The organism is Kitasatospora sp. NPDC097643, assembly GCF_040302625.1.
Classification (GTDB): Bacteria; Actinomycetota; Actinomycetes; order Streptomycetales; family Streptomycetaceae; genus Kitasatospora.
On sequence record NZ_JBEOSA010000019.1, the window covers coordinates 16,535 to 39,720 of the forward strand.

Sequence of the window (23,186 nt, forward strand, 5' to 3'; positions counted from 1 at the left end):
TGTTGAGGAGATTCACCAGATGACCACCGAGACCGACGCCCCCGCCCTGGTCGGCATCGACTTCGACTCGATCCCCTGGGAGAAGTGGCAGAAGCCCGGTGCCGAGGGCCGGGTGAAGATCGCCTACACCGGCGGGCTGCGGGTGCGCCTGATGGAGCTGCCGGCCGGCTTCGACGAGCACGAGTGGTGCCTGCGCGGCCACCAGGGCTACGTCCTCCAGGGCGAGTTCACCATCCACTTCGAGGACCGCTCGGTGCCCTGCCGCCCCGGCATGGGCTTCATCATCCCGGACGGCGACCCGCACCGCTCGCAGGGCGCCGACGGCGAGCCCACCGTCGTCTACGTGATCGACCAGGTGCTCCCGGCGTGATCGACGAACTGCGCCTGTCCATCGACGCCCTGGACCGGCAGATCGTGGCCCTGCTCGCGGAGCGCACCCGGGTGGTGCGGGAGCTGACCGAGTACAAGCGCGACGAGGAGCAGGTCCGCTCCACCGGCCGGGTCGAGCAGGTGATCGACAAGGTGCGCGGCCTGGCCGGGGAGCACGGCATGCCGCCCGGCATCGCCGAGGCCACCTACCGCACCCTGATCGACCAGTTGACCCGGATGCAGCTGGACCGGCTGGCCGAGCGGCAGGCGGTCTCGCCCGGGGACGGCCGGTGACCCGCCGCCGCCCGGCCGACCTGCGGACCACGCTCGCCGCGCTCGATCTGATGCCCGGCGAGCTGGTGCGGGTCCGGGAGGAGGTCCCGGCCCGGTTCGGGGTCTCCTCCCGCTACGCCAAGTGGGCCGGGACGCCCGCCCCGCCGCCGACCGGACCGGGCCCGGCCGTGCTCTTCGAGCAGGTCGTGCCCGAGGCCGGCGAGGCCCGGGCGGTGCTGATGGGCCTCTACGGGACGCGTCACCGGGCCGCCGCGCTGCTCGGCGCCACCCCGGCGGAACTGCCCTACCGGCTGCTCGACGCGGTGGCCGCGCCGGTACCGCCGGTGCGCGCCACCGACGAGGGCCGCTGGGCGCGCAGCGCGTACCCGCCCGACCTGACCGCGCTGCCGGTGCCCGTGCTCACCGAGGAGGACGCGGGGCCGTACCTGACCCTGGGCGCGGTGCTCGCCACCGATCCGGAGACCGGCGTGCGGAACCTGTCGATCCACCGGATGTGCGTGCGCGGACCCGACCTGCTCACCATCTGGATGGTGCCGGGCCGGGACCTGGAGCTCGCCCACCGGTCGGCGCTGCGGCTGGGGCGGCCGCTGCCGGTGGCGATCCACCTGGGCCTCGGCCCGGCCGTGCTGCTGGCCTCCTGCTGCCCGACCTCGCTGGTGCCGACCGAGCTGGACGAGCTGGCGGTGGCCGGGGCGCTGGGCGGCGCGCCGGTGGAGCTGCTGCCCTGCAAGACGGTCGACGCGGAGTACATCGCGCACGCCGAGTACGTGCTGGAGGGCGAGCTGCTGCCCGAGCTGCGGCCGGAGAACCCCGAAGGCCCGGCCGCCACCCCGGAGTTCCTCGGCTACCAGGGCCGTGCGCACCCCGCGCTGCCGACCGTCCGGGTCACCGGGATCACCGCCCGGGAGGGCGCGATCCTCCAGGCCGTGTCCGGGCCCGGCTACGAGCAGTCGGTGCTGCTCGGCTTCGGCATGGAGGCCGCGGTGCTCGACCGGCTGCGGCGGCGCGGGGCGCCGATCCGGGCGGTGCACTGCCACACGGCGGGCGGCGGCCAGCTGATGGTGGTGCTCCAGTGGGAGCGCAAGCGCTCGGCCGCCGACGACGCGGCGGTGCGCGAGGGCTCGCAGGCGGTGCTGGAGGAGTTCCGGATGGCCAAACTGGTCGTCTCGGTGGACGAGGACGTCGACCCGGAGTCCGACCAGGACCTGTGGTGGGCGATGACCACCCGGCTCCAGGCCGACCAGGACGTCGTGGTGCTCCCCGACCGGGAGGGCTTCCCGCTCGACCCGACGCAGTCCCCGGCCTACTCCCCGGCGCTCTCGGCGGAGGGCCGGACGGCCAAGGCGGTGTTCGACTGCACGGTGCCGTACGCGCAGCTCGACCGCTTCCGCCGGCCGCGCTTCACGGATGTGTCGCCGTCGGACGCGCCGCCGTCGACTCCCGGACCGCCGCCGCCAGCAGCGCCACCCCTTCGGTGATCCGCGCGGCGGGCAGCGCGGCGTAGCCCATCAGGAAGGTCGGTTCGGCCGGCGGGTCCTGCACGAAGTACCCCGACGCGGCGTAGATCCGCACGCCCCGGGCCGCCGCCCGGCGGACGATCTCGTCCTCGCCGGCACCGCGCGCCCCGGTGAGGGTGACCAGGACGTGCAGGCCCGCCGCCGCCCCGGAGATCCGCACCCCGGCGCCGAAGTGCTCGTAGAGGCCGTCCAGCAGGCGGCCCCGGCGCTGGCGGTAGAGCCGGGTCATCCGGCTGATGTGGCGGGCGTACGCGCCGGTGGCGATGAAGTCCGCGAGTGCGTCCTGGGTGACCGTCGGGGTCAGCCGGTCGGTGATCCACTTGATGCCGAGGAAGGGCTGCACCAGGCGGGGCGGCAGGACGGCGTAGCCGATCCGCAGCGCCGGGAAGAGGGTCTTGCTGAAGCTGCCGACGTAGACCACGGTGTCCCGGTGGCGGTCGGCGGCCAGGGCGGGCAGCCGCTCGGCGGCGAAGGTGAACTCGTTGTGGTAGTCGTCCTCCAGGACGGTCGCCCCGCGCTCGTACGCCCAGGCGAGCAGGGCGCGCCGGCGCGCCTCGGACATGATGAAGCCGGTCGGGAACTGGTGCGAGGGGGTCACGTACACCACCTTGACCCTGGCCGGGTCCTGACCGTGCGCCCGGACCCGGGCGTCGATGTCCGCGACCCGCAGGCCCTCCTCGTCCACCGGCACGGGCACCACGGTGGCCTGGGAGCAGCCGAAGACCTGGCGGAGCACGGTGTGGCTCGGGTCCTCGATCACCACCACGTCGCCCGGGCCGACCAGTAGCCGGACCAGGATGTCCAGGGCCTGGGTGGCGCCGCTGGTGACCAGGATCCGATCCGGCGTCGCGGTCAGGGCGCGGCTCTGCCGGACCAGGGTGGCGATCTGCGCGCGCAGCGCGGGCGAGCCCTCGGCCGGACCGTAGCCGAGCGCGGCGGCGTCGGCCCGGGCGTACGCCTCGTGCATCGACTGGCGCCAGCGGGAGACCGGGAAGTTGGCGAGGGCCGGGGTGCCGTGCCGGAAGTCCAGGGCCACGCCCGGGTGGTGGGTCGGCGGTGGCTCCCAGGGCTGCCAGAGCGCGTCGCCGCCGTCGGTGGCCCGGGGCGGCTGCGGCCGCTGGTGCTCCCGGGCCGGGCGCGGCCGGGCGGGCTGGGCCGGCGGGGCCTCGGCCTGCTCGGCCACCCGGGTGCCGGATCCCCGGCGGGCGGTCAGCACGCCGTGGGTGCAGAGGAGTTCGTAGGCGCGCAGGATGACCGTGCGGGAGACGCCGAGCTGCTGGGCCAGCTCGCGGGAGGCGGGCACCGCCTCACCGGGCCGCAGTCGGCCCGAGCGCACCAGCGCGGCGATCCCGTCGCACACCTGCTGCTGCAACGGCGTCGAGCTGTCCCGGTCCAGCACGACCAGCAGTTCCGACGATCCCACGGCGCCTCCCCTTCGCTCCCCGATCCGCCGAGTCTCGCACGGTCGCGCCCGGAACCTTCACAGCTGCGGCACGGCTCGTTCAGCCACGAAGTTCACCGCCGCGACCGTCGACATATCGATCTGGTGACGTTCGGATCACCGTGCGGCGCGGTCCTGTGGTGGTGTTGTGTGCCTGGTCACGGACGGTGACCGGGTGGTCGATGCGGCATCTAGATCGTTTGAGCCCCGATCATTTTCTGATGGAGCGTCGGCGAATCGTCGCACGTCAGAAGGGGTGTGGGTGCGGCTCTGACGGGTCGGCGGAGGATCTAGGTTCTTCCAGCATCTCGGACGTCAGTCCGAGGTGTGAACCGAGGAGAACCTGCATGAAGCCAAGAGCGGGCCGCTTCCCCAGCGGCTCTTCTGGCGGTGCCGCACGGCGCCGAATCGCGAGGATCGCGGGTGCCGTGGCACTCGTCCTGGCGGCGGAGACGGCGGTGACGCTCGCCGTCACCGGTCAGGCCGTGGCCGTCGGGGGCAAGAGCGACAAGGGCGCGGCGAACCAGAGCAAGCAGCCCGGCGCGCCGCTGACGGCGCCCGACGTGCCGTCCGCGATCGCGACGGCCCGGCTGCACAAGGCCAAGGTCGAGGTGCTCGACCAGGGCACCGAGCAGACCAAGACCTGGGCCAACCCGGACGGGACGCTCACCACCGACTCCTACGCGCTGCCGTTCCGCTTCAAGCGCGACGGCAAGTGGGTCGACGTGGACACCTCGCTCCAGGAGGCGGCGGACCACTCCGTGACGCCGAAGGGGCACGTCCGGGGCCTGAAGCTGGCCGGCGGCGGGCACAACCCGACCCTGGCCGCGCAGGGCGACGGCGACCGCCAGGTCTCGATCGGCTGGCAGGGCGACCTGCCCAAGCCGTCCCTCAAGGGCGACACCGCGACCTACGCCGACGTCACCCCGGGTGCGGACCTGACCGTCCAGGCGACCCGCAGCGGCTTCGAGCAGAACGTCGTGCTCAGGACGCGTCCGGCGGCGGGCTACCGGGTGACCGTCCCGGTGACCGCCAAGGGCCTGACCGCCAAGCAGGACGCGGACGGCACCGTCACCTTCACCGACAGCAACGGCAAGCCGGCCGGCAGCATCCCGGCGCCGTTCATGTGGGACGCCACGGTCGACGCCAAGTCGCTGGAGCACACCCACAAGGCGCCGGTGGCGATGACCATGACGCAGTCCGGGGACACGGTGAACCTCACCCTGACCCCGGACGAGAAGTTCCTGGCCGACCCGGCGACCAAGTACCCGGTGACGGTCGACCCGTCCGTCAGCTTGTCGCCGGTGCTCGACACCTTCGCGCAGACCAGCTACACCACCCCGCAGTACACCTCCACCGACCTCAAGCTCGGCACCTACAACGGTGGCGGCGACGTCGCGCGGTCGTTCCTGCAGTTCCCGGTGCAGCAGCTGGCCAACACCAAGATCCTCTCCTCCTCGCTCAACCTGTACGAGTACTGGTCGGCCAACTGCGTCCAGAACTCCTGGGAGCTGTGGCAGACCAACGCGGCGAGCACCTCCACGGTGTGGACCAACCAGCCGTCGTGGATGACGAAGTACGCCACCACCACGCAGACCAAGGGCTACCCGTCCTCCTGCGGTGGCTCGATCGCCCCGGGCTGGGTGTCGATCGACCCCAGCTCGTTCCTGCAGTACGCCGGTGACCACGGCTACAACTACGCCAACATCGGCCTGCGGGCGACCAGTGAGACCGACTCCAACAGCTGGAAGCGGTTCTACTCGGCCAACAACGGCAGCAACGTCCCGGTCCTCACGGTGACGTACAACTCGTACCCGATGAGCACCGCCCCCGCGGTCGCCCCGGGCGTCTCCTCGGTGGCCGGCTCGACCACCACGCTGTACACCAACACGGCCACGCCGGAGCTCCAGGCGACCGTCACGGACGCCGACGGCGGAAACGTGATGGCGCAGTGGAACGTCTACGACACCACCGGCGGCGGCAACACCCAGGTCATCTCCAACCTGAACGGCTCCTGGACGGCGTCGGGCGGCGTCTCCGGCGCCACCGTGCCGGCCGGCAAGCTGCTCGACGGCCACCAGTACACCGCGTGGCCCTGGGGCTACGACGGTTCGCTGTGGTCGCGGCAGACCGTGCCCAGCGGCCTGGTCTTCACCGTGAAGACCAGCACGCCCGGTGCGCCGACCGTCAGCTCCACCGACTACCCGTCCGGCGGCTGGGCGCTCGGCGCCGGCCGGACCGGCAACATCACCGTGACCCCGCCGGCCGGCGGCACGGACACCGCCGGCATCGTCTGGCAGCTGGACGCCGGGACCCAGACCACGGTGGCCACCACCGGGTCCGCGGTCACCGTGCCGGTCACCCCGGCCACCGACGGCCCGCACACCCTCACGGTGTTCACCGTCAACGTGGCCGGGAGCCTCTCGAACCCCGTCACCTACGCGTTCAACGCCGGTGGCGGCGCCGTCACCTCGCCCAGGCTGGGCGACCGCACCTCGCGCCGCTTCTCGCTGACCGCGGCCGGCCCGTCGAGCTCGACCGCCGTGAAGTTCCAGTACCGGCGCGCCGATTCGGACGCCTGGACCGACGTCCCGGTCGCCAACGTCACCAACGGCGGCAACGCGCTGTCGGCCTGGCCGGTGGCGATGAGCGGCGGCACCTCCCCGACCCTGGTCTGGGACGCCGCCAGCACCCTCACCGATGACGGATCCGTGCAGCTGCGCGGCGAGTTCACCACCGCCACCACGCCGTACGACTCCTCGGCCGTGACCGCGACCGTGGACCGCAAGTCCTCCGGCGCGGCCACCACGCAGGTCGGCCCGGGCACGCTCAACCTGTCCACCGGTGACTACCAGCTGTCCGCCACCGACGCCTCGGTGCTCGGGCTGGTCGTGTCGCGCACGGTCTCCTCGCGGAACCCGAGCGGTGCCGCGGCGGCCGGCCAGGTCGCGCCGTTCGGCCCGCAGTGGGCCTTCGGCGGTCTGTCGGCGCAGTCGTCCACCGACTACACCGAGATCCGTCCGGTGACCTCCACCGCCGTCCAGCTGGTGCTCGCCAGCGGCGCCGAGGTGGCCTTCACCAAGAACGCCGACGGCAGCTGGGCGCCCGAGCCGGGTGCGAAGCAGTTCGCGCTCGCCTACGACGGCACCGCCGACCAGTACACCCTGACCGACCTCAACGGCACCGTCACGGTGTTCACCAAGTCGGGTGCCACCGCGGGCATCTGGACGGTCGCCTCGACCACCTCCAGCGGCGTCGGCAACACCGCCCGGTACCGCTTCGACACGGTCACCACGGGCGGCACCAGCTCGGCCCGACTGGTCCGGATGGCGGCCCCGACGTCGGCGATCTCCGACCTCGGCGCCTCCTGCCTGACCCCGGCCACCCCGGCCGTCGGCTGCCGCGTGCTGGAGCTCGGCTACGCCGACACCACCACCGCGAACGGCAGCACGTTCGGCGACTACGCCGGCCGGGCCGCCAAGGTCACGCTGTGGGCCACGGACCCGGCCACCGGCACCGAGACCTCGACCGTCATCGCCCAGTACGGCTACGACACGTCCGGTCTGCTCCGCACCGAGTGGGACCCGCGGATCACGCCCAACCTCGTCACGTCCTACGGCTACGACGCGGCGGGCCGGGTCACCTCGATCACCCCGCCCGGCCAGCTGGCCTGGACCTTCGCCTACGGCACGGCCGGCACCGACGGTGACACCAACGCCGGTCGCCTGCTGAACGTCTCCCGCGCCACCCTCACCCCGGGCTCGGCCTCGCAGACCAACGGCACCGCCACCAGCACCGTGGTCTACGGCGTCCCGCTCACCACGGCGGCCGGCGGCCCCTACGCCATGGGCGGCTCCGACGTCGCCGGCTGGGCGCAGACCGACATGCCCACCGACGCCACGGCGGTCTTCCCCGCCGACCAGGTGCCCTCGGCCAACACCGGCGCGGGCAACCTGACCTCCACCTCCTACAACCGGGCCCAGGTCTACTACCTGGACGTGACCGGCCGTCAGGTCAACACGGCCACGCCGGGCGGGCACATCACCACCAGCGAGTACGACGGCCTCGGCAACACCGTCCGGGAGCTGACCGCGGCCAACCGTGAGCTGGCCCTGGCCGGCAGCACCAACGCCGAGCTCAACGCCCTCGGCGTCGCCGCGATGTCGACCGCGCAGCGCGCCACGCTGCTGTCGACGCAGAACGTCTACGACGTCGCCGGCCTGATCAAGACCGACACCTACGGCCCGCTGCACAAGACCACGCTGGAGCACGCGCTCGCCGCGTCCGGCACGTCCGCCGCGCTCGCCGCGGGCGCCGTGGTCAACGCCCGGACCCACGTCCACACCAGCTTCGACGAGAACCGTCCCACCGACGGCTCGGCGAAGACCGCGGACCTGGCCACCACCTCGGTGACCGGCGCGGCGATCAGCGGCTACGCCACCGACGCCGACACCCGCACCGTCCAGACCGTCTACGACTGGACGATCGGCAAGCCGACCCGGAAGGTCATCGACCCGGCGGGTCTGGCGATCACCACGGTGACCGCCTACAACCAGGCCGGCCAGGTCACCGCCACCTCCCAGCCCGCCTCCAACGGGGCGGACGCCGGGACCGTCACCACCGCCTACTACACCGCGACCGGTTCGGCGCCCTGCGGCGGGCACCCCGAGTGGGCCGACATGCTCTGCCAGACCGCCCCGGCCGGGGCGATCACCGGCGGCGGCTCGAACCCGTCCCAGCTGGGCACCACCACGACCACGTACAACCGCTACGGGACCGTGGCCGCGGTGACGGAGGCCGCCAACGGCAGCACCCGCACCGTCACCACCAGCTACGACGGCGCGGGCCGCAAGGCCCAGCTCGCGGTCACCGGCGGCATCGGCCAGGCCGTTCAGACCAGCACGGTCGGCTACGACTCGGCCACCGGTCTGCTCGCCACCGCGTCCACCCCGGACGGCAAGACGGTCACCCGGGCCTACGACCAGCTCGGCCGCCAGATCTCGTACACGGACGCCGACGGCAACACCGCCGCCACCCAGTACGACACGCTGAACCGGCCGACCCAGGTCACCAACTCGGCGCCGTCCACCACCACCTACACCTACGACACCAGCAAGGACCCGCGCGGTCTCGCCACCTCGAAGACCGACTCCAGCGCCGGCACCTTCGGCGTCACCTACGACGCCAACGGCACCCCGGTCACCGAGACCCTGCCCGGCTCGGTCACGCTGACCGAGAGCGTCGACGAGGCCGGCCAGCACACGGCCCGCGTCTACACCGACGCCGGCGGCAACATCCTGGTCTCCGACCAGGCCGGTTACTCCGCCGTCGGACAGCGGGTCACCCGGGCCCTGTCCACCTCCGGTGGTCTGGGCGTCAACGACAGCTACGGCTACGACGCCCGGGGTCGCCTGACCACGGCGAACGAGACCGTCATCCAGAACCAGGCGAAGACCTGCACCGCGCGTTCCTACGGCTTCGACCGGGACACCAACCGGACCAGCCAGAACACCGCGGTCAGCGCCACCACCCTGGACGGCACGACCCCGTCCTGCCCGACCAGTGGTGGCACCACCGTCAACCACACCTACGACAGCGCCGACCGCCTGGTCGACAGCGGCTACAGCTACGACGCCTTCGGCCGCACCACGGCCGAGGCCAACGGCACCACCACCGCCTACTACGCCAACGACCTGGCCTACCAGCAGGTCTCCGGCACCAACCGCACCACCTGGCAGCTCGACCCGACCGGCCGGTTCCGCGCCGCCACCACGGAGGCCAACTCCGGTGGCACCTGGACCCAGACCTCGTCCCGGGTCAACCACTACGACGGTGCCGGCGACTCCCCGTCCTGGATCGTCGAGAACACCGGCACCAACGCGTACACCCGTAACGTCGTGGACATCGCCGGGGACCTGGGGGCCACCTACAGCTCCGCCAACGGCGACGTCGTCCTCCAGCTGACCAACCTGCACAGCGACGTCACCATGGCCCTGCCGATCAACGGCTCCACGACGCCGGTCACCGTGCTGGCGACCGACGAGTACGGCATCGCGCTCGCCGGTACCGGCACCGCCCGGTACGACTACCTGGGCGGCAAGGAGCGCTCCAGCGAGACGCCCACCGGTGACGTCCTCATGGGCGCCCGTCTGTACAACCCCTCGCTCGGGCGTTTCCTGTCGATCGACCCGATCCGCGGCGCCAACGCCAACGCGTACGACTACACCTACGGCGACCCGATCAACCGGGTCGACCTCGACGGTCGGTCGAGCGCACGCAGCTGCGGCTGGGGCTGCCAGTCGATGTTCTGGTCGCTCGACTGGGCCGGCGGCCTGGCACTCGAGTGGGCCTGCGGCATCGCCGGCTACGTCTGCAGCGCCATCTGGTCCGGCCTGCTCGCGGTCGCGAAGTACGCCTACCAGTGCCTGAACCGCTGCTGGAGCTGGGGCACGGCGGGGTGGAAGTTCGCTGTCGCCTTCGCCTACGGCATCGCTTCCGGTCAGGCCATCAACTGGGCGCTGAGAACGTACGCCTTCGAGATCAGGTACCTTCTCACCTACGCGCGCGGCCCGATTGTGAAATACCTCGGGTGGAGCTACTGGAATTACATCGACAACGCCGTCTACGGGATTCTGTACTAGTCCGTAACCCGTAGTCCGTAATCCCCAGTCCGATCCGAGTCGAATGGAGCGCGCCGATTCCGGCGCGCTCCATTCGGCGCACCTCCCCGAAGTACCGTGCGAGGAAGACCCGATGACCGACACAAAGACCTTCTGGCAGCAGCTCACCTTTGCGCGTCCAGGGAATTCATGGTTTGCGCTGGTGCTCAACCTGGCCTTCTGGCTGCTGCTCTACGCGGCCAATCTGGTCATGGTGTTCGGCGGATACACGACCAACTGGCGTGCCGCGGCCGGCGTCCTGGTGTTCCTGCTCCCGATCATGCACGGCCTCGCCGTGGCGAGGCGCAAGATCAGGCTCCGTCGGCGGTTCTGACGCCCGTCCATCACGGTGGGTCACCCCCTGTACACGGATGCGGGAGTGTGCTGACATGGATATGTCAAATCCGCCGCGCTCGAAGGGGAAGCCCATGCTGCTCCGCACGCTGGCCGTCGCGACCACCGTCTCCGCCTCACTGCTCGGCTCGTCGGCCTTCGGGGTCGACGCGCTGCCGACCCCGCCGGACCGGATCGTCATCGACATCGCGACGGTCAACGGGTCCGGCTGCCCGGCGGGGACGACCGCAGTGGCCGTCTCGCCGGACAACACCGCGTTCACCGTGACCTACAGCAGTTACCTCGCCCAGGTCGGGGTGGGGTCCAAGCCGACCGACTTCCGGAAGAACTGTCAGCTGAACCTGCGCGTGCACGTCCCGCAGGGCTTCACCTACGCGATCGCCTCCGCCGACTACCGCGGCTACGCCCACCTGGAGAAGGGGGCGAGCGGCACCCAGCGGGCCGGCTACTACTTCCAGGGGCAGCCCGGGACCACCTGGGCGAGCCACCGCTTCGACGGGCCGCGCGACGACAACTGGCAGGTGACCGACACCGTCGACGTCGCCGCCCTGGTCTGGGCCCCCTGCGGGGAGGAGCGCAACTTCAACATCAACACCGAACTGCGGGTCGGCGCGGGCGGATCGGACCCGACCCGCACCACCAGCTTCATGACCATGGACTCCACGGACGGCGACATCAACACCGTCTACCACCTCGCCTGGAAGCACTGCCCCTGACCGCGGGCGGGCCCCGGCCCGAGGTGCGGCCCCGGCGAGGCTCCCGGCCTCGCCGGGGCCGTTCGGCATCGGCGGTCAGACGGATCCGGCGCGGGCGCGCCAGTAGTCGGCTTCCAGCGGATCGCCCTCGGCCTCGGCGAGTTCGGCGAGCAGCAGGAGCGCCGAGGCCGGGAGGGTGGCGGGGCGGAACCTCCGCCGTGGCGGCGGGAGTCGGCGGGGGCGGGGTCGGCTCGGGCGGTGCCGGGGAGGCCGTGCTGAGGACCTCCCGGGCGCCGGACAGCGTCAGGCCGATCACCAGGGGGTCCGCCAGCAGTTCGGCGGCCAGGTCGTCGGGGGCGACCGCGCGGGCCGGCCGGTCCGGGATCCAGCCCGGGGACATGCACCCGGGGCAGGAGAAGGGGCAGCCCTGCACCCAGACCACCGAGCGCAGCCCCGTCCCCGATCCGCCCGGGTGCCGACCCGGACGGCGGCGACGTTCACCGGTGGCCCGGCGAGGACCTCCGGAGCCTCGGCCGGGGTCACGGCCGCCACCCGGGCGGATCGGGGACGGGGCCGGGCGGGTTCGGGGCGTGTCGGGGCGGGTTCGGCACCGGGCCGCGCGGGTACGGGACGGCGCCGAAGGAGTCCGGGGCGGGGCGGGGCGGGTTCCCGGCGGGGCGGGGCTGGTACCCGGGGCGGGGCGGGTTCCCGATGGGGGCGGGGCGTTCGTCGGGGCCGGGGTGTCCGGTCGGGCCGGGGCGTCCGGTCGGCGCAGGCCGTCCGCTGGGGTCGAGCCGGTAGAGGAACGCGGTGCCGGCGACCACCACCCGGTCCTCGGGGGCGCAGGTGACGGCAGCCGCGCGCTCGGACGAGCCGTCCGGGGTGTAGCGGATCCTCAGGTCGATCCGGGAACCCTGCCCGCTCCGCCGGTGCCGGCCGTGCACCAGCCCCGAACCGCCCACCGCCGGGCGTAGCCGGACCCGGCGGCCGGAGAGCGTGAGCTGTTCCGGGATCTGCCCGCCGAACGCCGGCTCGACCAGCAGGACGCCGCCGAGCGCCGGCCGGTGGACCCGCAGCCACGCCAGCCGAGCACCAGCAGGACCAGCAGCGGCACGCCGATCAGCAGCGGCAGGGCGGCCGCCGAGCCGACCGGTGCGGAGATCCGCACCGGGAGGTCCGGGTGGGTCAGCGTGCCCGGCACGCCGAGCTGGAGGTCCGGGGCGAGGGCGGGCTGCCAGGGCGAGCCGACCGTCCCGGTCAGGTGCAGGACGGCGCTCGCGTGCTCGACGTGGCGCGGGGTCAGCGGACCGTCGTCGAACCCGCCGCTGATCCGCACCGGCACCGGCACGGCCTTTCCGGGCTCCAGGGCGAGCGAGCCGGGCAGGCCGGACACCTGGAAACCCCCGCCGGACACCGAGACGCCGAGGCCGTCGACGGTGAGCGGGAGGTAGGCGGTGCGGGAGGTGAAGGTGATCGTGCCGGCCGCGTCCCCGTGTGCGAGGTCCAACTCGTCGGGCCCGGTCCAGGACGCCTCGACGCCCTGGCCCTGGTCCTTGACCAGCATCCGGCGCGCCTGCCGCAGCCGGGTGTCGTCGCCCGCGCGTTGCAGGTAGGCGCCGAGGTCCTGGATGCTGCCGGGGACCAGCTCCCGGGTGTCGCTCACGACCCGCCGGAGCAGCTGGGCACCGGTGGCGCCGGTGGCCAGCGGGAGCGTGTAGCCGACCAGGTCGGTGTGGCCGGCCAGCTTGGCGGCGCGCTCGTGCAGGGCCGCCGTCCAGGCGTTGGTGGTGGCGACCGGGTACGAGGTGCCGGCCGCCGGGGCGTTCTCACCGTCCGTCATCAGCACGACCGAGGCGATCGGCAGGGCGTCACCGCGTTCGAGTTCGGCGAGGGCCGCGTTCAGGGCCGCGCCGATGTCGGTGTCGCCGTTCGGCCCGACGGTGCCGGGCAGCCGGGCCAGGACGGCCGCCGGGTCCCCGGCGGCGCCGATGTAGCGGGCGACCACGGTGGTGTCGAAGGTGTACAGCGCGACGTGGTCGGCGGGCGTCAGCCCGGCCAGGAAGGTGCGCAGCGTCTGCCGGACCGTCTCGTAGCGGCCCTGCTGGGCCATCGACGGGGAGGTGTCGACCAGCACGACGTAGTCGGCGGGCTGGTGCTGGAGGCCCAGGGCCTGGTAGATCTCGCCGCGCGTCGGGCCGGTGCTCGCGGCGGCGGGTGTGGTGGCGGGCGTGGCGGCGGCTGCGGTGGCGGGCGTGGCTGCGGGCGCGGCCGTCGGTGGGAGCAGGGCCAGCAGCAGGAGGCTCAGCAGCAGGGCCAGGGGACGCTTCAACGGGTCTCTCCCTCAAGGACGCCCGGCAGTTCGCCGAGCGGGTACTCGTGCGGCTCGCCGTGGCCGCCCACCGGCCGGAGCACGAGCCTGGTCCGGCCGTCGGCGGCCATCGCGACCCCGACGTGGAACCGCTCGCCGGCCGCGCTCGCCGGCAGGGCCACCGCGCCGACCCGGACCGTCGGGCCGCCCGTTGCGTCCCGGACCCGGACCTCGGCCTCCCGCGGCCGCCCGCCCGCGCCGCCGACGGCGAGCCGGCGGCCGTCCCGCTCGGCGAAGACCGTGGCACCGCCCGGGACGAGGCGGCCCGGCCCGCACAGGGTCAACTCACTCGCGGCGAGCCGGCCGTGGCGGACGTACCGGGCGCCGAGCAGCACCTCGAACGGGTAGCGGTCGGCGGGATCGACCCGCCCCGCGGCCACCAGGGCGGCGCCCAGGACGGCGGCGAGGGCCGGGTCCGTCCCGGCGGGCAGGGCGGTCTCCCGACCGGCCCCGGCGGCCGCGCGGCGGATCGCGGGCAGCCGGGCCGGGCCGCCCACGGCGACGACCGGCAGGCCGTCCAGACCGGATTCGGCCGCCGCCTCGCCGACCTGCTCGCGCAGCGCGGCGACGGCCCGCCGGGCGGTGCCGGCCGACACCTCCCGCCCGGCGAGCCAGAGGACGGGCGTGTCGTCGTACCGCGCCGGGTGCCGCTCGGCCCGGGCCACGGCCTGTTCCCACCGCTCGGCGGCCCCGGGCAGCGCCCGGGCCGCCCGCAGCGCCTCCAACCCGGCGCCCTCGGCCGGGGCGGCGGGGTGGTGGCCGGTGCGTGGGGCGTGGCGTGGCGGGGTGTTGCTGCCGAAGTGGCCGCTGGCCGCGCCTCCGGGGCGGTGGCCGGTGCGTGGGGCGTTGCTGTGCGGGGTGCCGCCCTGGTGGCCGCTGTGCGGGCCGTTCGGTGTGGGGCTTCCGGTGCCCGGGCGGGTGCCGTGGAGGAGGGCGGTGTCGAAGGCTGCGCCGAGGCCCCCGGCGGGGGTGTGTCGGACGAAGCGGCGGATGCCGACGCTGCGCGGGGCGACGACGCACACGGTGACCTCGACGGTCGTGGTGCCGAGCGCGCAGACGGCCCAGGTGCCCTCGACGGCTTCGCCGTGGCGCCGGAGCAGGGCGAGGACGGCTGCGGCGGGCCGCAGTTCGCGGACCGGGGTCGGGTCGCCGAAGGCTTCGACGACCCGGTGCAGGTGGCCGGGCGGCATCGCCTCGGGTGCCACCAGGACCACCCGGGCGGGGTGTCCGTGGAGTGCCCGGTAGGCCGCGCAGGCGGCGACCAGCACCTGGGCCGGGTCCTGCCCGGGCGGTACGGGCAGGCCCTCGCCGGCCACCGTGCCGGGCAGGTCGGCGAGGGCGGGGTGCCCGTCCGGCCCGACCAGGGCGAGCCGGACGAAGCGCGTGCCGACGTCGATGGCCAGGGTCACTCGCCACGCTCCGGGCGGGCGGTCAGGCCTGGGCGCCGCACTGCCGGTCTCAGCACTGCCGGTCTCATTTGCGGCGCCTCCAGGACAGGAGTCCGCGGCGGTCGGTCGGTGGCTGGTCCGCCGGCTGGGTGGCGGCGGGCGCGGTCGCGGGCTGCCAGCCGTCGTAGCCCAGGACGTCGTAGGCGTACTGGAGTCGCTGGAGCTCCTGGTGGCCGTGCTGGAGCAGGGCGACGCGCAGCTGCGCGGCCTCCCGGGTGCGCAGCAGATCCGGGTACAGCTGTTTCGCCAACGGCTGGGCGAGGTACCAGAGTTCGGCGGCGAGCCGGTCCACCTGCCGGGGTGTCCACCGGGCCACCGCGGGCACCACCTCGGTGGGCAGGTCGGTGGTGTACCGGCCGTGGTAGGCCTCGGCGAGCGCGGCGGCGAGGCCGTCGGGGTCGGCCGGGCCCTGGGCGATGTGGCGGATCTGGGCGAGGAGCAGGATCCAGCGGCGGCCGGGCCGCTGGTCGAGGGCCGCGACCACCCGCGGTGGCAGGTCGAGCTCGAACCAGGCCGGGTCGCCGGTGAGCAGCCGCTGGTCGAGGGCCTTCACCAGTGCCTCCTCGGCCCGCGGCTGACGTTCCACCAGCCGCCGCAGCACCGGCGAGCGGGCGGGGTCGGGGTGGCTGCCGAGCACCTGCTCCACGACGCGCTGCACCAGCGCCTCGGAGGCCGCGCCGGTCATCCGTTCGGTGAGCTGCCGGGCGTAGGAGTCGACCCAGCCGGTGTCCCGGCCCGGCGCCGGCGCGCGGTGGCCCGGCACGCGGTGGGCCGGTGCGGTCGGCCCCTGGGCGAGCAGCCGTTCCAGCCCGGCGAACGGGACGTCCTGGCCGCGGGTCGCGACCAGCCGCAGCAGGTCCAGCTCCGCCGCGCAGACCGCGCGGGCCGACCCGGCGTCCTCCTCCAGGACCTCGGCGCACCCGCTCAGCACCGCCGCGAGCTCCGGGCCCTTCGGACCGGCCGCGACCTCCCAGTACGAGGCCCACAGGTAGGACACCGCGTTCGGCCGGCGGTGCCGCACGGCCAGGTCGAGGATCTCCCGCCAGCACTCGCCCGGGAGGCCGCGCCCGAAGTCCGCCGGGTCGGTGGCGCGTACCAGGTGGTGTTCGTCGAGGACCCCGCACAGGTAGGCGGTGAAGCGCAGCCACCCGGTGGTGCTGGTGAGGCGTTCCCCGGCCGCGACGTGCAGCAGCCGGGCGAGCGCGTCGGGGGCCGGGCCGCCGTGGCCGAACGCGGTGTGCACCCAGGCGCGGCCGCAGTCCGGGTACCGGATCAGGACGAGGTCGACCGGTTCGGCCTCGGCGCCGAACCGCTGCTGGGCCTTGAACGCGACGGCGCCGACCCAGTCCTGCCGCGACAGGGCGCCGGCGGCGGGCCGGTCCGGGTCGGCCACGGCGGCGAGCATCCCGGTGAACGCGGCGGAGCCGGGGCCGTGCAGTTCCCGGAGCAGGTCGAGCCAGACGAAGCACTGGTCGAACCCGTGGGCGACGTCGGGGTCCGCGAGCGCGGCCGCGGCCAGCCAGCGCGGGAGTTCGGCCGGCCAGTGCGTGTGCAGCAGGCCGACGGCGCGCTCGTCGCGCGGGGCGGTGCCGGCGGACGTGCCGGCGGGTGTGGCCACCCGGGCGAGGAAGACGAAGAGGTCGCGCCGGCCGTCGGGGTCGAGCCGGGCGAGGCCGGGCGACCGGAGCACCCGCGCGACGTCCTCGACCCGGCCGCGGCCCTCGCGGATCTGGGCGAGGACGGCGTCGACGACGTCCACCTCGCGCAGGGACCGCAGCATCTCGGGGCCGTCGGCCCGCCGCAGCGGGGCGGTGGCGGCGAGCAGGTGGGTGACCAGTTCGACGGTGGGCAGCCCCTTGGCGTGCAGCCGGCGGAGCTCGGCCAGGTAGGCGGCGGCCCCCTGGCCGGTCGGCTGCGCGGTGGGCGCGCCGTAGCGGACGGCGGTGCGACCGCTGCGGGCGGTCTCGGCGAAGGTGAGCTGCACCCAGTGTTCGGCCTCGCCGGTCCAGTTGGCGGCGCTGAGCCAGCTGCGGCAGCCGTACGGCAGCAGTGCGGCGATGGCGTCGACGATCCGCACCCGCCGTTCCGGGGTGGGCAGGTCGCGGGTGCCGGCGGTGAGGGTGACCCGGTGGCCGTCGGTGAGCAGGGCGGCGACGCAGGCGGCCCAGTCGAAGCCCACGTCGTCGATCACGGCGGCGAGTTCGGCGGGGGAGGCGGGGGCGAGGTCGAGGCGCAGCGGCCCGGCCGGGCCGTCGCCCGGGTCCGGCCAGCGAAGTCCGGTGGCGGCGTCGGCGAGCGCGGACCAGCTGATGCCGGCCCCCACGGCCTGCGGCCATTCGAGCAGGAGCAGGCGGGAGGTGATGATCGGCGCGCCGGTGCCGTCCCGGCTGGTGCCGTCCCAGTCCTGTTCGACCATGGCGCAGGCCGCGGTCCGTTCGCCCTCGACGCCGCTGAGGAAGATCCGCCAGGGCCGCCCGCCGGTCTCCTCGGGGTGGCGGACGTTCGGGGTGCCGGTCTGCGCGCCCCACAGGTAACGCCGGGCGCGGTCCTCGTCGAGGCTGGTGCCGAGGACTTCGTAGCCCATCGCCCGGCCGGGGTGCTTGCCGAGGATGGCCCAGTGCACGGTGGCGGGGGCGGCGGTGGGCTGCTGCATGTCGGTCACCGCACCTTGATCCTGCGGGTGCGGATCCGGCGCTCCAGGTCGATCAGCGGCTCCAGCACGTTGATCGGGTGCGGGGCGGTGGCGATCTGCGGCTGGCCGCCGACGTCCTGGACGTTGGCGAAGAAGCGGTAGTCGAAGATGCCGTCGGGGTTGAGGCGGAAGCCGATGGCGGAGGTGGCGTAGTAGGTGATGCGGTTCGGGTGGAAGTAGGTGTGCAGGGCGTCCCGCACCAGCGCGGCGGTGGAGCCCCGGAAGGTGTCGCAGATCCAGGCGAAGTAGCCGGCGGCGTGCTCGGCCGGGACGCGCGGGATCCGGGCGCCGACGCCGTCCTGGGTGACCCAGTGGGCCTCCACGGAGGGCCGGAAGAGCTCCGGGTCGTCGAACTTGGCGACGCACACCGCGACGTGGTGCGGCAGCCGGCCGCCGGCCATCCCGCGCCGGTCGCGGACCTGGCTGGTGATCGCGTTCAGGGTGGCGTAGAAGAACTCCAGGCTCTGGGTGGCGCGTTCGCGGTCCAGCAGCGGGTCGAAGAGGTAGACGATCCCGCCGGCGGCGGCCAGCTGGCTCACGATCATGGCGTGCTGGGGGTGTTCGGGGAGGAAGGACTCGCCGCTGACGTCGTGGATGTCGAGCACGAAGCCGACCTGGCGGGTGCCGCCGATCATGCGTGGCTCCTCGCCCTGGAACGACCAGCTCATGCCCTGCACGCCGACCGTGGCGTCGGGGAAGCCGCGGTCCACGGCGAGCAGCCGGACGCCGCGGTTGAGGTAGTCGTTGGCCTCCGGGGTCATGCCGCTGATGACCCAGCTGCCCTTGCCGTGCCGGGCGTGCTGGATGGCGGCGATCGGCAGCGAGGAGAGGAAGGTGGTCTTGCCCGAGCGCGGCGCCCCCCACAGGCCGATCCGGACGGTGCCGGACCTCTCGGGGCCGCCCGGGCCGGTCGGGCCGGGGGGCGTGGGCAGCGGCAGCGGGGGCAGGTTGCCGTCCTGGGACATGTAGGAGACGCGGGGCAGGGCGGGGTAGCCGTCCACGACGGTCGGCGGCGGCCCGCCGGACGGGCCGTAGCCGTGCCCGCCCGGCGGGCCGGCGGCGTGCGGGCTCTCCCAGGCCGGGCCGTCCGGGTCGGACGCGGCGCGGTCGTCGCGTACGGGGTCGGTCGGGCGGTCGGACATCGGCGGTCTCCTCGGCGGTGCGGCGGTCAGAGCAGGGGGCGGGCGAGGGCCAGTGGGCAGGGCGGCCCGTCGACGTGCCAGGTCGGGATCAGGTCGAGTGCGGTCGTGCCGGCCGGCTGTCCGGGCGTCAGGGTGCCGCCGGCGCTCAGGGTGTGCCAGGCCTGTTCGGTGTAGTCCCACAGGGCCTGCCGGGCCCGGTCGGCGGGCCGGGCGCCGGTCGGGCCGTCGCGTCGGGTCAGCACCCGGACCCCGGCGCCGCGCAGGGCGGTGAGTTCGGCGCGCCAGTCGACGCCGAGCGGGCAGGCGGGCACCCGGCCGCGCTGGGCGGGCTCGCCCGGGGGCCGGGCGGCGAGGACGAGGGCGGTGCGCTGCGGGCCCGGCCGGCCGGGCGGGGCCCAGCGCGGTGAGGCGGTCAGCTGGCGGACCGCCTTCAGCGCGTCCTCCAGGGCCGAGGCGGTGTCCTGGCCGCGGCGCAGCGGGCGCCACCGGTCGAGCGTGGCGAGGGCGGTGGCCGGCGGGCCGGGCGGCAGGGTCTCCAGCAGGGTGGGCCGGGGCGCGAAGGAGCTCTCGCGGACGTGGTGGTCGTAGTAGCCGACGAGGGCGATGTCCACGCCGGTGCCGGAGCCCTGCGGGCCGGTGAGGGCGGTGATGAGCTCCCGCGCGTACTGGAGGCGGGCGGCGGTCTCGTCGGGCGAGGTCGCGTAGCAGAGTTCGACGGCGAGGTGGAGTTGCAGCCGGGGCGGCCGGGCGAGGCGGCGGGGGAGGGCCGCGATCAGCGTGTCGAGGTCGGCGCGGACGCGTTCGGCGGCGGAGCCGTCGGGCAGCAGCACCTCCACCTCGCCGGGGCCGTGCAGGACGAAGGTCAGCTTCGCGGAGCGCAGCGCGGGCAGCCGGACGCCGTGGGCGGAGACGGCGTCGTGCGGGGTGCCGTGGCCGGCGGTCACCACCGGCAGGGTGATCAGGGTGTCCGCCTCGACGCCGCCGTGCACCGTGACCGGCACGCTGATGGGTTCGCCGGGGCGCACCCGGGCGCCGGCCGGGAACAGCAGTCTGGCCTCGGTCCGGACGGCGCCGCTGAGCGCGTCGACCTCGGCCAGCACCAGGGCGTGGTCCTGGCGCAGCGGTGCGCCGCGCAGCAGCCGGCGCACCCCGGCGAGGCCGCCGGGGGCGGGCCCGAGCTCGGTGACCGGGGTGCGGAGCGTGCGGGCGGCCGCCGCGGCCCGGGCGAGCAGCGGCCAGTCGGGGCGCTGGGTGAGCAGGACGGTGCGGTGGCGCGGCCCGGACGGCAGCAGGGTGGTGAGCAGCTGCCGGACGGCCGCGTCGAGGGCGGTGCGGCCGACCGGGGGGCGGGGGCCGATGCCGCCGGCGAGCTGGACGGCGCGCAGCTTGTGCCCCTCGGCGAAGGCCGGGTCGAGGGTGGTCCAGTCGGCGCCGCCCGCGTCCTCGGCGTGCGGGATGCCGTTGCGGTCCGCCTCGGCCCTGATCAACCCCACGCGCTCGGCGGTGAGTTCGACGAACCACAGGACGGTGCCGGGGCGTTCGACGAGCTCCTCCAGCAGGCGGTCCCACGGCTCGCCGGGCTCCGGGCCGGGTTCGGGCCCGGCGGTGGCGAGGGCGGCGGCGCGTTCGTCCCAGCTGCTGCGGGCCGCGGTCAGGGCCTCCTCCTCGCGGCGCAGGTCGTCCGGCGTGGGCTCGCCGAGGAAGACCTCGCCGGTGAGGTGCCACCGGCAGCAGGGGCAGAACTCGCCGCCGTCGTCCGGGCCGTGACAGACCGGGCACGCCTGGTCGGCGCCGTGCGAGCCCCCGATCACTCCTCTTGACCCCCAGCTCGACGCCTTCGACCCCCGAACGGACACCGGCCGAAATCAGCCGTTCGGGGCCTCATGGTGGCACAACACCCAGGCGTGGAGCGGATGTTCAGGCAAAGGCCGGGAGCGAAATCGAGCCGCCGAGCGCCCCCCGAAAACCACCCCGCGCCGATCTCACGCCGGTCGCGCTCCGGTCGCGCGCCGGTCCGGCCCGGATGGCCGACCACCGCCGGTGCCGGGAGAGCCGGCGCCGGCGGTGGCGGGTGTTCATCGGGGGGCCGCCACGCGGGTCGGGGCGGGAGCGCCGTTCCTGGACGTGGACGTGTTGTCGGAGGCGCCGTTCCAGACCACTGCTCCGACGACGACCAGGAGCAGGAGCAGGGCCAGGACAGCCAGGAGCACCTTGATCAGGCGGGAGACGGAACCCATCGCCCCTCCTTCGGGGTGGGTCAGACGTTCTTCAGGTAACCGCTCTTGAAACCGTCGGCGTCGGCGACGACGTGGTGGCGCTTGTCGATCTCGATGCCGAAGCCCTTGTAGATGATCGAACCCTCCGAGATCACCTCGCCGTTGGCCTCTCCACCGTACAGCGAGGCCTTCGGGACGCTGTGGCTGATCGAGACGGCGGCGTTGAAGTTGCGCTTGGCGCAGTCGGCGTGGTCGACCTTGGTGATGCGGTGGCCGTTGGTGTAGTAGTCCACCCACAGGCTGAACTTGGTGACCGTGACGCCGAGGATCTTCTGCTTGACGGTGTAGGTGGGGCTGAACTCCCGTTCGGTGCGGCCGACTTGCGAGATCAGTGAAGCAGCGCGGGGCGATCTTGATCCTCAAGGAAAGCTCAGAGTTTCGAGCTGTACTCGACATGTCCGGCTCTGGGGCGAATCAGGTGCGATGCCCGACCCGTGAGGTATGTGACGGTCCGTCAAAGGTGAACCGGGTGGGGCCCGATGGGCGTTCTCCGGTAAAGATCGGGTTCCGTGAACGCGATATTGCGGTATTGACGTTACGTCAGCTGTCGAGGTGTCAACATCCTTGACGGGGCGGCCGCATGAGAATTTCGACGCGGATCGAAGAAGCGTTTCCTCAACATTCCGTTGAGGTTTCGTCCGGATCTCGGACGGGGAGCGTGATTGCCGTCACTCTACGCGAGTAGGCAGTGTTGTCATGGTGGGATCAGCCGGAGCAAAAGGGGCGAACCGGACGAATCAAAGTCTTGATGAACATGATCAAACCTGGAATGCTGGCACTCGGCGTTGCGCTTGGCATTTCCAACGAGGAAACATATCTGCGGCTCACCATCGGATTACCCTCCATCGGTGCCGCGGCGGACAATTTGGGGAATTCTCCGTATGGCTTCGCATGGGTCTGGTCATGGTATTGGAGCTGGCGAAACGGTAGGGGTCGGGGCGCCGCACGACCTCCTCCTGGACGAGATTTTCGTCGACCTTTTCCCGGCGCTCGGGCGCACCTTGTCGCTGAAGTGCGAGGGGTTCAACTTCGCCGGGTCGGTGAAGGCGAAGGCGGCCGCCGGAATGGTCCGGGCGGCAGAGGATGCGGGGCGGCTGCGGCCGGGATCGACCATCATCGAGTCGTCCTCCGGCAGTCTCGGGATCGCCCTCGCCATGATCGCCGCGCACAGCGGCTACCGGTTCGTGTGCGTCACCGACCTGCGCTGCAACGAGCGGAACATCCAGCTCATGAGGTCGCTCGGAGCCGAGGTGGTGATCATCTCGGAGCCCGACGAGAACGGCGGCTTCCTCGGCAGTCGGATCCGCTACGTCAAGGAGGCGTGTGCGGCCGACCCGGCGCTGCTCTGGCTCAACCAGTACGCGAACGAGGACAACTGGCGGGCCCACTACCGCACCACCGCGCCGTCGATCGTCCGGAACTTCCCCGATCTGGAGTTCCTTTTCATCGGGGCCGGCACCACCGGGACGCTGACCGGCTGCGGGCGTTTCCTCAAGGAGATCGGGCACCCGGCACGGGTCGTCGCGGTCGACGCCGTCGGATCGATCACCTTCAACCGGCCGTCCGGTCGGCGGCTCATTCCGGGGCTCGGTTCCAGCCACCGGCCGGATATCGTCGACGAGGGTGTGATCGACGAGATCGTGATGGTCGAGGAGGCCGACACGATTCGCATGTGCCGGTACCTGGCCGGGCGCGGCTTCCTTTTCGGCGGGTCCACCGGTACGGTCGTTTCGGGCGCGTACGACCGGCTCCGGGGGGAGCGGCCGGAGGTGCGCGCGGTCGCCATTTCCCCGGATTTCGGTGAGCGGTACCTCGACACCGTCTACAGCGACAGCTGGGTCCTTGAGCACTTCGGTGACATAGGCCGTTTCGACCCGTTGCAGGAGCCGGTGTCCGCGACCGTCGAGCTCGCTCGTGGATAAGGAACAGGG

17 protein-coding genes are annotated in these 23,186 nt (G+C 73.5%); 7 read left to right on the plus strand and 10 right to left on the minus strand.

Annotation, left to right across the window (positions count from 1 at the left end; translation table 11 throughout):
- Positions 1-19: 19 nt before the first annotated feature.
- Genes ABTY15_RS15015 through ABTY15_RS15025 form a run of 3 tightly spaced genes read left to right on the plus strand, consistent with a single transcriptional unit; the run spans position 20 to position 2,141 of the window.
- A complete protein-coding gene (locus tag ABTY15_RS15015) occupies positions 20-370 on the plus strand; it encodes a cupin domain-containing protein (RefSeq protein WP_350582772.1) in 351 nt (116 codons plus the stop codon).
- On the plus strand, positions 367-663 hold the full coding sequence (locus ABTY15_RS15020) for a chorismate mutase (RefSeq protein ID WP_350582813.1): 297 nt from the start codon (positions 367-369) through the stop codon (positions 661-663). Before ABTY15_RS15015 ends, ABTY15_RS15020 begins: the two co-directional genes overlap by 4 nt.
- Positions 660-2,141 (plus strand): UbiD family decarboxylase, encoded by a 1,482-nt coding sequence (locus ABTY15_RS15025; RefSeq protein ID WP_350582847.1) that lies wholly within the window; start codon positions 660-662, stop codon positions 2,139-2,141. Before ABTY15_RS15020 ends, ABTY15_RS15025 begins: the two co-directional genes overlap by 4 nt.
- Here the strand turns inward: ABTY15_RS15025 and pdxR are convergent.
- The gene (gene pdxR / locus ABTY15_RS15030; protein ID WP_350582871.1) at positions 2,065-3,603 is read right to left on the minus strand and encodes a MocR-like pyridoxine biosynthesis transcription factor PdxR; all 1,539 of its coding nucleotides are present in this window, start codon (positions 3,601-3,603) and stop codon (positions 2,065-2,067) included. The genes ABTY15_RS15025 and pdxR overlap by 77 nt on opposite strands.
- Before the next feature lie 446 nt (positions 3,604-4,049).
- Here pdxR and ABTY15_RS15035 point away from each other — a divergent pair, with 446 nt between their 5' ends.
- The 3 genes from ABTY15_RS15035 to ABTY15_RS15045 all read left to right on the plus strand — a co-directional run bounded on the left by ABTY15_RS15035 (position 4,050) and on the right by ABTY15_RS15045 (position 11,350).
- On the plus strand, positions 4,050-10,262 hold the full coding sequence (locus ABTY15_RS15035; protein WP_350582931.1) for a DNRLRE domain-containing protein: 6,213 nt from the start codon (positions 4,050-4,052) through the stop codon (positions 10,260-10,262).
- A gap of 112 nt (positions 10,263-10,374) precedes the next feature.
- Entirely contained in the window at positions 10,375-10,614 is a 240-nt protein-coding gene (locus ABTY15_RS15040; RefSeq protein ID WP_350582953.1) for a hypothetical protein, read from the plus strand.
- Positions 10,615-10,708: 94 nt separating this feature from the next.
- Positions 10,709-11,350: a DUF4360 domain-containing protein gene (locus ABTY15_RS15045; protein WP_350582963.1), complete on the plus strand. Its 642-nt coding sequence runs from the start codon at positions 10,709-10,711 to the stop codon at positions 11,348-11,350.
- Here the strand turns inward: ABTY15_RS15045 and ABTY15_RS15050 are convergent.
- The 9 genes from ABTY15_RS15050 to ABTY15_RS15090 all read right to left on the minus strand — a co-directional run bounded on the left by ABTY15_RS15050 (position 11,310) and on the right by ABTY15_RS15090 (position 21,488).
- Positions 11,310-11,729, minus strand: a complete 420-nt coding sequence (locus tag ABTY15_RS15050; RefSeq protein WP_350582971.1) for a hypothetical protein — start codon at positions 11,727-11,729, stop codon at positions 11,310-11,312. The genes ABTY15_RS15045 and ABTY15_RS15050 overlap by 41 nt on opposite strands.
- Before the next feature lie 139 nt (positions 11,730-11,868).
- Positions 11,869-12,273: a hypothetical protein gene (locus ABTY15_RS15055; protein ID WP_350582977.1), complete on the minus strand. Its 405-nt coding sequence runs from the start codon at positions 12,271-12,273 to the stop codon at positions 11,869-11,871.
- Positions 12,225-13,658 carry a vWA domain-containing protein gene (locus tag ABTY15_RS15060; RefSeq protein ID WP_350582986.1) on the minus strand — a complete coding sequence of 478 codons (1,434 nt, stop codon included), beginning with the start codon at positions 13,656-13,658 and terminating at the stop codon, positions 12,225-12,227. The genes ABTY15_RS15055 and ABTY15_RS15060 overlap by 49 nt, the downstream gene beginning before the upstream one ends.
- On the minus strand, positions 13,655-15,106 hold the full coding sequence (locus ABTY15_RS15065) for a hypothetical protein (RefSeq protein WP_350582995.1): 1,452 nt from the start codon (positions 15,104-15,106) through the stop codon (positions 13,655-13,657). Before ABTY15_RS15065 ends, ABTY15_RS15060 begins: the two co-directional genes overlap by 4 nt.
- Positions 15,107-15,170: 64 nt before the next feature.
- The gene (locus ABTY15_RS15070) at positions 15,171-17,807 is read right to left on the minus strand and encodes a hypothetical protein (RefSeq protein ID WP_350583001.1); all 2,637 of its coding nucleotides are present in this window, start codon (positions 17,805-17,807) and stop codon (positions 15,171-15,173) included.
- Positions 17,804-18,979 (minus strand): hypothetical protein, encoded by a 1,176-nt coding sequence (locus ABTY15_RS15075; RefSeq protein WP_350583014.1) that lies wholly within the window; start codon positions 18,977-18,979, stop codon positions 17,804-17,806. Before ABTY15_RS15075 ends, ABTY15_RS15070 begins: the two co-directional genes overlap by 4 nt.
- A gap of 26 nt (positions 18,980-19,005) precedes the next feature.
- Positions 19,006-20,790 (minus strand): hypothetical protein, encoded by a 1,785-nt coding sequence (locus ABTY15_RS15080; RefSeq protein WP_350583027.1) that lies wholly within the window; start codon positions 20,788-20,790, stop codon positions 19,006-19,008.
- A gap of 264 nt (positions 20,791-21,054) precedes the next feature.
- Complete coding sequence (locus tag ABTY15_RS15085) at positions 21,055-21,216, minus strand: hypothetical protein (protein ID WP_350583036.1); 162 nt, start codon at positions 21,214-21,216, stop codon at positions 21,055-21,057.
- Positions 21,217-21,236: 20 nt separating this feature from the next.
- On the minus strand, positions 21,237-21,488 hold the full coding sequence (locus ABTY15_RS15090; RefSeq protein WP_350583041.1) for a hypothetical protein: 252 nt from the start codon (positions 21,486-21,488) through the stop codon (positions 21,237-21,239).
- A 615-nt stretch (positions 21,489-22,103) separates the two neighbouring features.
- Between ABTY15_RS15090 and sbnA the strand changes: the two genes are divergently transcribed.
- The gene (sbnA, locus tag ABTY15_RS15095) at positions 22,104-23,177 is read left to right on the plus strand and encodes a 2,3-diaminopropionate biosynthesis protein SbnA (RefSeq protein ID WP_350583050.1); all 1,074 of its coding nucleotides are present in this window, start codon (positions 22,104-22,106) and stop codon (positions 23,175-23,177) included.
- Positions 23,178-23,186: the final 9 nt, after the last annotated feature.